This is a genomic window from Saccharothrix syringae (assembly GCF_009498035.1).
GTDB lineage: Bacteria > Actinomycetota > Actinomycetes > Mycobacteriales > Pseudonocardiaceae > Actinosynnema > Actinosynnema syringae.
On record NZ_CP034550.1, the window covers coordinates 1,547,506 to 1,559,813 of the forward strand.

The 12,308-nt window shown below is 73.5% G+C and carries 18 protein-coding genes; 15 read left to right on the forward strand and 3 right to left on the reverse strand.

The annotated features are described in order from the left end of the window. Positions 1 to 4 precede the first annotated feature (4 nt). From EKG83_RS07275 to EKG83_RS07335, 13 genes are all read left to right on the forward strand, one after another. Positions 5 to 1,303 carry a hemolysin family protein gene (locus EKG83_RS07275; protein ID WP_033427785.1) on the forward strand — a complete coding sequence of 433 codons (1,299 nt, stop codon included), beginning with the start codon at positions 5 to 7 and terminating at the stop codon, positions 1,301 to 1,303. Beyond that, complete coding sequence (locus EKG83_RS07280; RefSeq protein ID WP_033427560.1) at positions 1,296 to 1,628, forward strand: hypothetical protein; 333 nt, start codon at positions 1,296 to 1,298, stop codon at positions 1,626 to 1,628. Before EKG83_RS07275 ends, EKG83_RS07280 begins: the two co-directional genes overlap by 8 nt. Next, positions 1,629 to 1,958 (forward strand): hypothetical protein, encoded by a 330-nt coding sequence (locus EKG83_RS07285; protein ID WP_033427559.1) that lies wholly within the window; start codon positions 1,629 to 1,631, stop codon positions 1,956 to 1,958. It begins immediately after the preceding gene. 46 nt (positions 1,959 to 2,004) lie between these two features. After that, on the forward strand, positions 2,005 to 3,075 hold the full coding sequence (locus EKG83_RS07290; protein WP_051764373.1) for a hypothetical protein: 1,071 nt from the start codon (positions 2,005 to 2,007) through the stop codon (positions 3,073 to 3,075). 148 nt (positions 3,076 to 3,223) lie between these two features. Continuing rightward, on the forward strand, positions 3,224 to 4,120 hold the full coding sequence (gene era, locus EKG83_RS07295; protein WP_033427558.1) for a GTPase Era: 897 nt from the start codon (positions 3,224 to 3,226) through the stop codon (positions 4,118 to 4,120). Beyond that, on the forward strand, positions 4,120 to 4,872 hold the full coding sequence (gene recO / locus EKG83_RS07300; protein ID WP_033427557.1) for a DNA repair protein RecO: 753 nt from the start codon (positions 4,120 to 4,122) through the stop codon (positions 4,870 to 4,872). Before era ends, recO begins: the two co-directional genes overlap by 1 nt. A 39-nt stretch (positions 4,873 to 4,911) precedes the next feature. After that, positions 4,912 to 5,733 (forward strand): isoprenyl transferase, encoded by an 822-nt coding sequence (locus EKG83_RS07305; protein WP_033427556.1) that lies wholly within the window; start codon positions 4,912 to 4,914, stop codon positions 5,731 to 5,733. Between the two features lie 56 nt (positions 5,734 to 5,789). Further along, complete coding sequence (locus tag EKG83_RS07310) at positions 5,790 to 6,155, forward strand: hypothetical protein (protein ID WP_407690777.1); 366 nt, start codon at positions 5,790 to 5,792, stop codon at positions 6,153 to 6,155. Next, the gene (locus tag EKG83_RS07315) at positions 6,155 to 6,415 is read left to right on the forward strand and encodes a hypothetical protein (RefSeq protein WP_033427554.1); all 261 of its coding nucleotides are present in this window, start codon (positions 6,155 to 6,157) and stop codon (positions 6,413 to 6,415) included. The genes EKG83_RS07310 and EKG83_RS07315 overlap by 1 nt, the downstream gene beginning before the upstream one ends. 111 nt (positions 6,416 to 6,526) lie before the next feature. After that, positions 6,527 to 6,955 carry a hypothetical protein gene (locus EKG83_RS07320; RefSeq protein WP_153277922.1) on the forward strand — a complete coding sequence of 143 codons (429 nt, stop codon included), beginning with the start codon at positions 6,527 to 6,529 and terminating at the stop codon, positions 6,953 to 6,955. Between the two features lie 95 nt (positions 6,956 to 7,050). Next, positions 7,051 to 7,485, forward strand: coding sequence for a hypothetical protein (locus EKG83_RS07325; protein WP_033427552.1), 435 nt, complete (start codon positions 7,051 to 7,053; stop codon positions 7,483 to 7,485). Between the two features lie 55 nt (positions 7,486 to 7,540). After that, on the forward strand, positions 7,541 to 8,551 hold the full coding sequence (locus tag EKG83_RS07330; RefSeq protein ID WP_033427551.1) for a permease: 1,011 nt from the start codon (positions 7,541 to 7,543) through the stop codon (positions 8,549 to 8,551). Next, entirely contained in the window at positions 8,548 to 9,258 is a 711-nt protein-coding gene (locus EKG83_RS07335; protein WP_033427550.1) for a TIGR03943 family putative permease subunit, read from the forward strand. Before EKG83_RS07330 ends, EKG83_RS07335 begins: the two co-directional genes overlap by 4 nt. Here the strand turns inward: EKG83_RS07335 and EKG83_RS07340 are convergent. The 3 genes from EKG83_RS07340 to EKG83_RS07350 are packed head-to-tail and all read right to left on the reverse strand — an operon-like array spanning position 9,246 to position 10,387. Continuing rightward, the gene (locus EKG83_RS07340; RefSeq protein WP_033427549.1) at positions 9,246 to 9,677 is read right to left on the reverse strand and encodes a Fur family transcriptional regulator; all 432 of its coding nucleotides are present in this window, start codon (positions 9,675 to 9,677) and stop codon (positions 9,246 to 9,248) included. The genes EKG83_RS07335 and EKG83_RS07340 overlap by 13 nt on opposite strands. Then, positions 9,674 to 10,075 carry an ArsR/SmtB family transcription factor gene (locus tag EKG83_RS07345; protein WP_033427548.1) on the reverse strand — a complete coding sequence of 134 codons (402 nt, stop codon included), beginning with the start codon at positions 10,073 to 10,075 and terminating at the stop codon, positions 9,674 to 9,676. The genes EKG83_RS07340 and EKG83_RS07345 overlap by 4 nt, the downstream gene beginning before the upstream one ends. A 45-nt stretch (positions 10,076 to 10,120) precedes the next feature. After that, on the reverse strand, positions 10,121 to 10,387 hold the full coding sequence (locus EKG83_RS07350; protein WP_033427547.1) for a hypothetical protein: 267 nt from the start codon (positions 10,385 to 10,387) through the stop codon (positions 10,121 to 10,123). Between the two features lie 17 nt (positions 10,388 to 10,404). Between EKG83_RS07350 and EKG83_RS07355 the strand changes: the two genes are divergently transcribed. Then, positions 10,405 to 10,785, forward strand: coding sequence for an antibiotic biosynthesis monooxygenase family protein (locus EKG83_RS07355; RefSeq protein WP_033427546.1), 381 nt, complete (start codon positions 10,405 to 10,407; stop codon positions 10,783 to 10,785). A 134-nt stretch (positions 10,786 to 10,919) separates the two neighbouring features. Beyond that, positions 10,920 to 12,305, forward strand: a complete 1,386-nt coding sequence (locus EKG83_RS07360; protein WP_033427783.1) for a glycine--tRNA ligase — start codon at positions 10,920 to 10,922, stop codon at positions 12,303 to 12,305. Positions 12,306 to 12,308 lie beyond the last annotated feature (3 nt).

Consider the following 12,308-nt stretch of genomic DNA (forward strand, 5'->3'; position numbering starts at 1 on the left):
GGTGCTGGCGAGTCCTGCCGGCCTGCTGGTGCTGGCCGTGGTCCTGGTGTTGGCGGCGGGTGCGTTCGCGGCGGCGGACGCGGCGCTGGGCACGGTGTCGCGGGCGCGGGTGGAGGCGTTGCAGCGGCAGGGTCGTGCGGGTGCGGGGCAGTTGATCGCGCTGCTGGCCGACCGGCCGCGGCACGTGAACCTGCTGCTGCTGTTGCGGCTGGGGTGCGAGCTGGGTGCGACGGTGCTGGTCACCGTGGTGTGCCTGGGGCGCGTGTCGACCGGCTGGGTGGCGGTGCTGGTGGCCGGGCTGAGCATGCTGGTGGTGTCCTACGTCCTGGTGGGCGTGGGTCCGCGCACGATCGGCCGGCAGCACCCGTACGCGGTGAGCCTGGTGGCGGCGGCGCCGATCCGGGTGCTGGGCCGGGTGCTGGGGCCGCTGAGCAGGCTGCTGATCCTGGTCGGCAACGCGATCACGCCGGGCAAGGGGTTCCGCGAGGGCCCGTTCTCCTCGGAGGTGGAGCTGCGCGAGCTGGTGGACATGGCCCAGGAGCGCGGCGTCGTGGACGAGGGCGAGCGGGAGATGATCCACTCGGTCTTCGAGCTGGGTGACACGATCGCGCGCGAGGTGATGGTGCCGCGCACGGAGATCGTGTGGATCGAGAGCACCAAGTCGATCCGGCAGGCGCTGGCGCTGTCGCTGCGCACCGGGTACACGCGGGTGCCGGTGATCGGGGAGAGCGTCGACGACATCGTGGGCGTGGTGAACCTCAAGGACCTGGTGCGGCTGACGCTGGCGGAGGACCCGAACGGCACGGTGGTGTCGGACGTGATGAAGCCGGCGTCGTTCATCCCGGACTCGAAGCCGATCGCGGACCTGCTGCGGGAGATGCAGCTCTCGCGCAACCACCTGGCGGTGGTGGTGGACGAGTACGGCGGCACGGCGGGCCTGCTGACGATCGAGGACATCCTGGAGGAGATCGTCGGCGAGATCACCGACGAGTCCGATACCGACGACCGGCCGCCGGTGGAGCACCTGGCGGACGGGTCGGTGCGGGTGAGCGCGCGGCTGCCGGTGGACGACCTGGACGCGTTGTTCGGCACGGAGCTGGACGACCACGAGGTGGAGACCGTGGGCGGGCTGCTGGCGCAGCGGCTGGGCCGGGTGCCGCTGCCGGGCACGGAGGCGGAGATCGCGGGCCTGCGGATGCGGGCCGAGGGCGGCAAGGACGAGCGCGGGCGGGTGCGCATCACCACGGTGCTGGTGCGCCCGGCGCACAACGACGAAGGCGACGAGGGGAACCCCGGTGAGTGAGCTCGACCCCGAGGACCTGAAGATCATCACGCTGGCCCGGTCGGCGCGGGCGCGCACGGGCGCGGCGGAGGGCGCGGCGGTGCGCGACACCGACGGCCGGACGTACGCGGCGACCACGGTGGCGCTGCCGTCGCTGGGGCTGACCGCGTTGCAGGCGGCGGTGGCGGCGGCGGTGTCCAGCGGCGCGGAGGGCCTGGAGGCGGCGGCCGTGGTGACGGCGTCGGAGTCGGTGGACGAGGCGTCGGTGGCGGCGGTGCGGGACCTGACGGCCGGTGCGCCGGTGCTGCGGGCGGACGCCGCCGGCGAGCTGCGCGAGACGCTGTAGGTGCGCGACTACGTGACGGTGTGCCGCGGCTGCTGCTGCGGCACGCGCAAGAAGCACCCGGACTACGACCACGAGGGCCAGCTGCGGCGGCTGGAGGTGCTGGCGGCGGCTTCGGGTGGTCGGGTGAGCCTGCGCACGGCCGACTGCCTGGACGCGTGCGAGCACTCGAACGTGGTCGTGGTGAAGCCGCGCGGGCAGAAGCCGGTGTGGCTGGGGTTCGTGCTGCACGACGCGGTCATGGACGACCTGGAGCGCTGGCTGGTCGAGGGCGGGCCGATGCCGGCGGCGCTGGAGCTGAACCGGATCGCGCCGCCGGCGCAGCGGGCGTGACGTAGGCTGTGATCATGACCGAGCGAATCGAGTCCAGCCCCCGCCGGTGAGCGAGGGGACCGGGGCCGGCCCCCGGACCAGCCTGTACGAGCACGTGCTGCGCCTGCACGAGCAGCACCCCGACGGGCCGCTGCCGCGCGGCGGTGAACCCTTCCCGAACGACCCGCCGCGGCGCGGGCGCAGGCCAGCGCGCACCGACCGGCGCCTGGCCGGTGCGGACGCCGCGGCCGTCCTGGACCGGTACCTGGCCGGGGACGCCCACCCGTCCGCCCTGGTGGGGGCGTTCCGCGAGCTGAGCGTGCCGATCCACCCCAACGACCACCTCGCCGCGGCCGCGCTGCGCACCGACCGGGAGCGGGTGCGCCGGACCGGGCGGTGGCTGGTGCGGCACGGCCCGGCCGAGGCCGACGTGCTGGTCGGCCTGGCCCTGCTGGCGTCCGACTGGGACGAGGACGACATCCCGCTGATCCGCACGATCGGCCTGTCGGCGCTCACCTTCGGCCCGTTGGCCGCCGCCGCCCTCCAGCGCCGCCGGGGCGGGGCGGACGCCCTGCTGTGGTTGGGGGAACGGGTCACCGGCTGGGGTCGGGTGTCCGTGGTCGAGGCGCTGTGCCGCGTCGGTGGTGAGCGGGCGCGGCCCTGGCTGCTGCGCCGGGCCTGCGACGGGGACTTCCTCAACGCCTACTTCGCGGGGGAGGTGGCCACCGCCGCGCACCTGCACCACGCCATCACCACCGGGTCCGACGACGCGCTGGTCGACCACACCGGGCGGCTGCTGGTGGTCCTCGGCTGCGCGAGCGGGATGGGCACGACCCTGGGGGGCTACCCGCCTGCGCGCGCGGTGGTCGAGGCGCACGCAGGTCACCTCGCCCGGCAGGCGCCGACGGCCGACAGGTTCGCCACGGCGGTGTCCATCGCCTCCGACCTGGCCGGCCCGAAGGCGGTCGCGGGCGCCACCCGGGAGCAGCGGGACGACCTGGTGGAGCGCTACCGGGCCGTGCTGGACCGGGACGCCTGGTGCGCGGTGGTCCGGCCGCTGCCCGCCGACCCGGGGGACCGGTACGCGTGGCTGCCCCGCGCCGGGGCGGCCCTGGGGCTCAGGGCGTTCGGGGCCTGAGGGGGTTCGGTGGAGCGGCGCCCCCGGGGTCGGGGTGACCTGGGTCCGGGGGCGCGGTCGAGGGCGGCGCGGTCGGGAGCGGTGCGGTCTGGAGCGGTGCGGTCGAGGGCGGCGCGGCGCTGTCGGTGCGACCGGGGACAATGGCGGGATGGATGGTTACCGCTCCGGGTTCGCGTGCTTCGTCGGCCGCCCCAACGCCGGCAAGTCGACGCTGACCAACGCGCTGGTCGGGACCAAGGTCGCGATCACCTCCAGCAAGCCGCAGACCACCCGCCACACCATCCGCGGCATCGTGCACCGCGAGGACGGCCAGCTCGTGCTGGTGGACACGCCCGGCCTGCACCGCCCGCGCACCCTGCTCGGCCAGCGCCTCAACGACCTGGTCCGGGAGACCTGGTCGGAGGTCGACGTGGTCGGGTTCTGCGTGCCCGCGGACCAGAAGGTCGGCCCGGGCGACCGGTTCATCGCGGGCGAGCTGGAGAAGATCGCCAAGCGCACCCCGGTCATCGGCATCGTCACCAAGACCGACCTGGTGGGCCAGCAGCAGGTCGCCGAGCAGCTGCTGGCGCTGCAGCAGGTGATGGACTTCGCCGAGCTGATCCCGGTGTCCGCGGTGGACGGCTACCAGGTCGACACCCTGGCCGAGCTGCTGGTCGGCAAGCTGCCGGAGGGCCCGCCGCTGTACCCGGACGGCGAGCTGACCGACGAGCCCGAGCAGACGCTGGTGGCCGAGCTGATCCGGGAGGCCGCGCTGGAGGGCGTGCGCGACGAGCTGCCGCACTCGATCGCGGTGGTGGTGGAGGAGATGGCGCCCCGCGAGGGCCGCGACGACCTGGTCGACATTCACGCGAACGTGTTCGTCGAGCGCCCCAGCCAGAAGGCGATCATCCTCGGGCACCGCGGCGAGCGGCTCAAGCAGGTCGGCATCACCTCGCGCCGCCAGATCGAGAAGCTGCTGGGCACGCGCGTCTACCTGGACCTGCACATCAAGATCGCCAAGGACTGGCAGCGCGATCCGAAGCAGCTGCGCCGCCTGGGGTTCTAGTGGCCAACCTCTACCGGGACACCGGGGTGGTGCTGCGGGTGCAGAAGCTCGGCGAGGCCGACCGCATCATCACGCTGCTGACCCAGCGGCACGGCAAGGTGCGCGCGGTCGCCAAGGGCGTGCGCCGCACCTCGTCCCGGTTCGGCGCGCGGCTGGAGCCGTTCGCGCACGTCGACGTGCAGTTCTACCCGGGCCGGTCGCTGGACGTGGTGACCCAGGTGGAGACCGTGGACGCGTTCGGGGTGGACCTGGTGGACGACTACCAGCGCTACACGGCCGCGTGCGCGGTGCTGGAGACCGCCGACCGGCTCACCGCCGAGGAGGGCGAACCGGCGCTGCGGCTGTACCTGCTGGTCACGGGCGCGCTGCGGGCGCTGGCGGCCAAGGAGCGGGACGCCTCGCTGGTGCTGGACGCGTTCCTGCTGCGGGCGATGGCGTTCGCCGGCTGGGCGCCCGCGGTGGACGAGTGCGCCCGCTGCGGCGACCCGGGCCCGCACCGGGCGTTCAACGTGCACGCGGGCGGCATGGTGTGCCCGCGGTGCCGCCCGCCGGGCAGCGCCTCGCCGTCCGCGGACACCCTGAGCCTGCTCTCGGCCCTGCTGCACGGCCGGTGGGACGTGGTGGACGCCATCCCGACCGCCGCCCGGCGCGACGCGGGCGGGCTGGTCGCCGCGCACCTCCAGTGGCACCTGGAGCGGCAGCTCCGCTCGTTGCCCTTGGTCGAGCGCAGGGCGCAGCCGAGCGGGGGTTAGGCTCGCCCGTCCCCACTTGAGCACCCCGAGAGGACGACCATGCTTCGCCGACGGCGGGCGGACCGCGTCCAGCGCGTCCCCCGACCCCCGGAACCGCACCCCTCCGGCGCCACGCCACCCGACATCCCGGCCGACCTGGTGCCCAGGCACATAGCCATCGTGATGGACGGCAACGGCCGCTGGGCCAACCAGCGCGGCCTGTCCCGCATCGAGGGGCACAAGCGCGGCGAGGCCGTGGTGGTCGAGGCGGCCAGGGGCGCCATCGAGCTGGGCGTGAAGTGGCTGTCGCTGTACGCGTTCTCCACCGAGAACTGGCGCCGCAGCCCCGACGAGGTGCGCTTCCTCATGGGGTTCAGCCGCGACGTGATCCACCACCGCACCGACGAGCTGGACGAGCTGGGCGTGCGGGTGCGCTGGGCCGGCCGCCGGCCGCGGCTGTGGCGCAGCGTCATCAAGGAGCTGGAGGTCGCCGAGGAGCGCACGCGGGACAACGACGTGCTCAACCTGGCGATGTGCATCAACTACGGCGGGCGCGCCGAGGTCGGCGACGCGGCGCGGGAGATCGCCCGGCTGGCGGCCGCCGGGCAGCTCAACCCCGAGAAGGTGGACGAGCGCACCGTGGCCCGCTACCTGTACCAGCCCGACATGCCCGACGTGGACCTGTTCATCCGCCCGTCGGGCGAGAAGCGCACCTCGAACTTCCTGCTGTGGCAGTCGGCGTACGCGGAGATGGTGTTCCAGGACATCCTGTGGCCCGACTTCGACCGGTTGGACCTGTGGCGGGCCTGCGAGGCTTACGCCCGGCGCGACCGGCGCTTCGGCGGTGCCGTGGACAAGCCCGACGTGGAGGTGGCCGAGTGAGCGACGACGCCGAGGTGACCGGGCGGCTGCTGACCGCGGCCCGCGAGGCGCTGGAGATGTTCCACGAGGTGCACGTGGACGACGACGGCGCGCTGAGCTTCCGGCACGGCGACGTGCCGTGCGCGGTGCAGGCGATGCGGCTGGCCGAGGGCCTGACCGTGCTCAGCCTGACCTGCGTGGTGGCGTGGGACCTGCCCAACGACCCGAAGCTGGCCGGTTCGGCGGCCGAGCGCGCCGGCCAGGGCCTGTTCGGCACGCTCGGCGTGATCCACACCGAGCGGGGCATGGACGTGACGCTGCGGTACGCCTTCCCGGCCGAGGGGCTGAAGGCGGAGCCGCTGAGCACGCTGCTGATGCTGGTCGTGTCGACCGCCTCGCAGCTGCGCAACGAGCTGCTGGCCGGAACCGGGGGAGGGGCCTGATGGCCGGGGTGATCGTGTACGAGCCGGACGACGAGTCCGAGGTCGAGGGCCTGCCGTGGGCGGTGACGTTCGAGGCGTCGGCGGGTGAGGACTGGGCGCCGTTCGTGTGCGGGCCCTACGAGCGCGACGAGGCCGTGCGGCTGGCCGAGGAGGTGCTGGCGGGCGGTCGCGGCGTGACGGCCGTGGTGGAGCCGCTGCTGCCGCTGCGCGAGGCGGCCGACGTGCTGGCCACCATCGAGGAGTTGCGCGAGGAGGGCTGAGCCGGGCCCGGCCGTCACGACCCCGGGCCGTCGCCCGATCGGTCGTGACGGCCCGGCGCGGTGGCCGGCTACGTTGGCCGGGTCGTCGTCCCGAGTGGGAGGAGCCCCGTCATGAGAGCCGCCGCACGCGCTGCTTTATGCGCCACCGCGATCGTCGCCGCCACCTGCGTCGCCACGCCCACCGCCTCGGCCGCGGCGAGCGTGACCGTCACCGGTGCCTCCCTCGACGGCTACCCCTACGGCGTCATGACGGCCTCGGGCACCGCCACCTGCTCCACCACCTCGGGCACGGCCACGCTGGAGGTCTCGGCCAACCAGATCTTCGGGGGTCACCTCGCGGCCGGCCAGGGCAGCACCACCATCTCGTGCGCCCAGCAGCCCGCCTACTGGACGGTGACGCTGGGGCCTCAGCCGAACACCTGCCCCGGCAACCCCTGGTACGGCTACTGCTTCCAGAGCAGGTCGTTCGCCCAGGTCTTCGCGGTCCTCACGGTGGGCGGGGCGTTCGAGGCGGTCGGGTCCGCGTCGGTCAACACCTGATCCGGCCGGTGCGTGATCGCCCGATCGGTCGTGCCGGTCCGCCGGGGCTCCTGGCTAGCGTGGGACCTCGTCGTCGCGTCCCGGGAGGAGCCCCGATGAGACCGAGAACCCGAGCGATCCTGTGCGCGGCCGCCACGGTCGCGGCCACCTGCCTCGCCGCCCCCGCCGCCTCGGCCGCCACCGGGAGCGTGAACGTGGAGGGCGGGTTCCTCCAAGGCGCCACCCCCTACTACGGCGTCCTGGTCGTCCAGGGCACGGCCACCTGCTCCGGCGCCTCCGCCCCGGCCGTCATCGAGGTCGAGGCCGTCCAGCTCATCGGTCACAACGCGAGCGGCGAGGGTTTCACCGTCGTCCAGTGCGACGGGCAGCCGAAGCAGTGGGAGGTGCGGCTGGGCCCGAAGGAGGCCGACTGCCTCGTCGGCGTCGAGCCGTACTGCTTCAGGGCCAAGACGGGGGTGACCTACGCCTTCGCCGACCTCGTCGTGGACGGCGTGCTCGTGGACGACTCGAGCGCGCGGATGCCCACCTGACCCGCCGGGGCGGCGTTCGCGTGGCGCGGGGAGCGGTTCTGGCATCATCTCGAAAGTGACAATCACTGGCGAAATCCGGGGACCGGGTCCGCGCCGCACCCCGCCGCGGTGGCGGGTGACCTCGCTGGAGGTGCTCTGCGGCCTGCTGGTGCTCGCGCTGGTGCTGCAGGACTGGCTGGTCGGCGTGCTCGACGTGCCGGTGCTGCGCACCGCGTCCACGGTGTTCGTGGCGGTGTGCGTGCAGGCCCTGCCGTTCCTGGTGCTCGGGGTGCTGATCAGCGGCGCGATCGCGGCGTTCGTGCCGGCGAGCGCGCTGCGGCGGCTGCTGCCGAGCCGGACGGCGCTGGCCGTGCCCGTCGCCGGGGTCGCCGGGGTGGCGCTGCCGGGGTGCGAGTGCGCGTCCGTGCCGGTCGCGCGGCGGCTGATGCAGCAGGGCGTGGCACCCGCGGTGGCGCTGTCGTTCCTGCTCGCGGCGCCCGCGGTGAACCCGGTGGTGCTGGTGTCCACGGCCGTGGCGTTCCGGGACGCGCCCATGGTGGTGCCCGCCCGGTTCGCCGGGTCGCTGCTGACCGCCGTGGTGATGGGCTGGCTGTGGACGCGGTTCGGCAAGGCCGGGTGGATCGCCGAACGCGCGCTGCGCCGCCTGCCCGACCACGACGGCAGGTCCCGCTGGCTGGTGTTCGCCGAGACCGCCCGGCACGACCTGGTCGACGCGGGCGGCTTCCTGGTCCTGGGCGGGGTGTTCGCGGCGGCGTTCAACGTGCTGGTGCCCCAGTCCTGGCTGGAGGCGCTGGGCGGTCGACTGGTGCTGTCGATCGTGGTGATGGCGCTGCTGGCCGTGGTGCTGGCGCTGTGCAGCGAGGCCGACGCGTTCGTGGCGGTGTCGATGACCGCGCTGCCGCTGCTGCCGCGGCTGGTGTTCCTGGTGGTCGGCCCGGCGGTCGACGTCAAGCTCGTCGCGCTCCAGGCGGGCGCGTTCGGCAAGTCCTTCGCGGCGCGCTTCGCCCCGGCCACGTTCGTGGTGGCGATCGCGTGCGCCCTGGCGGCGGGAGCGGTGTTCCTGTGAGGCGCGAGACCCAGAACATCCTGCTGGTCCTGCTCGGCGGCGCGCTGCTCAAGCTCGCGCTGACCGGCACCTACCTGCGCTACGTCAAGGAGTCCCTGCGACCGTGGCTCGTCGTCACCGGCGCGGTCATGGTGGTGCTGGCGCTGATCGCCATCGCCCAGGACATCCGGGGCGCGCGGGCCGAGGCGCACGACCACGGCCACGACCACGGCTCGTCGCGCAGCCCGTGGATGCTGCTGCTGCCCGTGCTCGCGGTGTTCCTGATCAGCCCGCCCGCGCTGGGCGCGGACTCGGTCAACCGGGTCGACGTCAACGCCGCGCAGCGGTCCCAGGTCTCCGGCGGGTTCGCGCCGCTGCCCTCCGACGAGGTCGTGCCGCTGACCATCGGCGAGTTCGTCACCCGCACCGCGTGGGACGACTCCGGCTCCCTGGACGACCGCGTGGTCAGGCTGACCGGGTTCGTGGTGCGCCAGGACGCCGACGTGTTCATCGCCCGGCTGACCATCGGCTGCTGCGCGGCCGACGCCCGGCCGGTCAAGGCGCGCATGGTGGGCCTCGACCTCGCCGCGCTGCCCGACGACCAGTGGGTCGAGGCCACCGGGCGCGTGGTGCCGGGTTCGGCGAGCCCGGCCAGCAAGTACGTGCCCACGTTCACCGTCAGCGAGGTCCTGCCGATCTCCCCGCCGGAGGACACCTACGAGGGCTGACCGGCCTTGGCGTTGCACTCCCGGCAGGTGCCGAAGATCTCCACGGTGTGGCTGACCTCGACGAACCCGTTCTCCGCGGCGACCCGGTCGGCCCACTTCTCCACCGCCGGGCCCTCCACCTCGACCGTGCGGCCGCAGCCGCGGCACACCAGGTGGTGGTGGTGATGGGCCGAGCAGCGGCGGTAGATCGCCTCGCCCGAGTCGGTGCGCAGCACGTCCACCTCGCCCGCGTCGGCCAGCGACTGCAGGGTGCGGTAGACCGTGGTCAGCCCGATGCCCTCGCCGCGCTTGCGCAGCTCCTCGTGCAGCTCCTGGGCCGAGCGGAACTCGCCGAGCGAGTCGAGCAGCTTGGACACGGCGGTGCGCTGCTTGGTCGAACGCAGGCCGGGCACCGAGGTGGGGCGCTCGCTAGTGGTCACATCTCCTCCGTGCGGCGGGTCCGGTCGGTCTCGTTGATACCACGCGGCCCCTCGTCCACGTGGGTCACCGCGTCCACCACGATGTGCGCCAGGTGCTCGTCCACGAGCCGGTAGACGACCTCGCGGCCGTGCCGCTCGCCGTGCACCACGCCCGCGGCCTTGAGCACCCGCAGGTGCTGGCTGATCAGCGGCTGGGCCACGCCCAGCGCCTCCACCAGCTCGTGCACGCACCGGTCGGCCTCGCGCAGCTGGAGCACGATCGCGATGCGCACCGGCGCGGCCAGCGCGCGCAGCAGCTCGCCGGCGGCCGCCAGCGTGCGCGCGGGCCTGACCGGCACGGGGGCGGGGACCACGCGCTCGGGGGAGTGCACGTGCTCGCCCCGCACTCCGACCGACACGGCGCCTCCCACGTGGTATGGATTTTCAGCACCGATACTACGGCGCTAGACCACCGAGACGGTGATGAGCACCAGCACCGCCAGCACCAGCAGCCGCAGCACGCGCGCGCTGGGGGCCAGCAAGCGCCAGGTCGTCGCCAGCAGGGCCGCCACGCCCAGCGCCAGCACGCCCAGCAGCACCGCGCCCACCGGGCCGCGCAGCCACACGCCGAGCGCGAACAGCGCCAGGACCAGCAGGAACACCGCGGGTGCGGGCACCCGGGCGAGCGGCCCGGCGCCGGGGATCAGGGTCCGCTTGGAGTCACCAGCCACCGTGGCATCCTTGCACCGTGCTGCTCGTGTGCCGCTTCACCGTGCCGGAAGCCTCCACCGGGGCGTTCACCGAGCGCGTCGACCGGGCCCTGGCGCTGCTGACCGCCCAGCCCGGCTGCCGGCGGGCCCAGCTCTCCCGCTCCACCGACGAGGACGAGCGGTTCGTGCTGACCGCGGAGTTCGACTCGGTGGTCGCCTACCGCCGGGCCCTGTCGCCGTTCGAGGTGCGCGAGCACGTGGTCCCGCTGCTGTCGGAGGCCGACACCGACGGGCCGGCCGCCTACGAGCCGCTGCTGGTGGCGGACGGGGGCGAGGTGCGCCGCGAGACCAGCCTGCTGGCGCGCGACGCGGGCACCGTCCGGCTGGGCGAGGCCGCGGGGCCCTCCGAACCGCGCTAGGGCGGCGGCGCGACCCGGTCGGCGGTCGCGGTCGGTCAGGGGTCGAGTGCCGACAGTCCGGTCGCCCGATGGGGGTGCGGCGGTGAGGGCTACCCTGACAGCCCCGTACCTGCATCTCCCTGATGGAGTCGTCCGTGGCAGCCGATCGCATCGAGACCGTCGTCAGCCTGTGCAAGCGCCGCGGGTTCGTGTACCCGTGCGGTGAGATCTACGGCGGCACCAGGTCGGCGTGGGACTACGGTCCGCTCGGGGTCGAGCTGAAGGACAACATCAAGCGCCAGTGGTGGAACGCCGTGGTGCGCGGCCGCGAGGACGTGGTCGGCCTGGACTCGTCGGTGATCCTGCCGCGCGAGGTGTGGGTGGCGTCCGGGCACGTCGAGGCGTTCGTCGACCCGCTGGTCGAGTGCACCTCGTGCCACAAGCGGTTCCGGCAGGACACGCTGGCCGAGGAGTACGCCGAGCGCACCGGCAAGCAGGTCGCCGAGGGCGACCTGACCGACGTGCCGTGCCCGAACTGCGGCACCCGCGGCCAGTACACCGAGCCGAGAATGTTCAACGGCCTGCTCAAGACCCACCTGGGCCCGGTGGAGACCGACGAGGGCCTGCACTACCTGCGCCCGGAGACCGCGCAGGGCATCTTCACCAACTTCCTCAACGTGCAGACCACGTCGCGGCGCAAGCCGCCGTTCGGCATCGGCCAGATCGGCAAGAGCTTCCGCAACGAGATCACGCCGGGCAACTTCATCTTCCGCACCCGCGAGTTCGAGCAGATGGAGATGGAGTTCTTCGTCGAGCCGGGCACCGACGAGGAGTGGCACCAGTACTGGATCGACGAGCGCACCCGCTGGTACACCGACCTGGGCATCTCCAAGGAGAACCTGCGGCACTACGAGCACCCGGCGGAGAAGCTGTCGCACTACTCCAAGCGCACGGTCGACATCGAGTACCGCTTCCAGTTCGGCGGGCAGGAGTGGGGCGAGCTGGAGGGCGTCGCCAACCGCACCGACTTCGACCTGAACACGCACTCCAACCACTCGGGCGTGGACCTGTCGTACTTCGACCAGGCCACCAACTCGCGCTACCGCCCGTTCGTCATCGAGCCCGCCGCGGGCGTCGGCAGGCCGATGATGGCGTTCCTGCTGGAGGCGTACACCGAGGACGAGGCGCCCAACGCCAAGGGCGGCGTGGACAAGCGGGTGGTGCTCCGCCTGGACCGCAGGCTGGCCCCGGTCAAGGCGGCCGTGCTGCCGCTGTCGCGCAACGCCGAGCTGTCGCCCAAGGCGAAGGACCTGGCCAACCAGCTGCGCCGCAACTGGAACATCGAGTTCGACGACGCGGGCGCCATCGGCCGCCGCTACCGGCGGCAGGACGAGATCGGCACGCCGTTCTGCGTGACGGTGGACTTCGACTCGCTGACCGACCACGCGGTGACCGTGCGGGAGCGGGACACCATGTCGCAGGAGCGCGTGTCGATGGACCAGCTGGAGGGCTACCTGGCGGCCCGCCTGGTCGGGGCCTGAGGC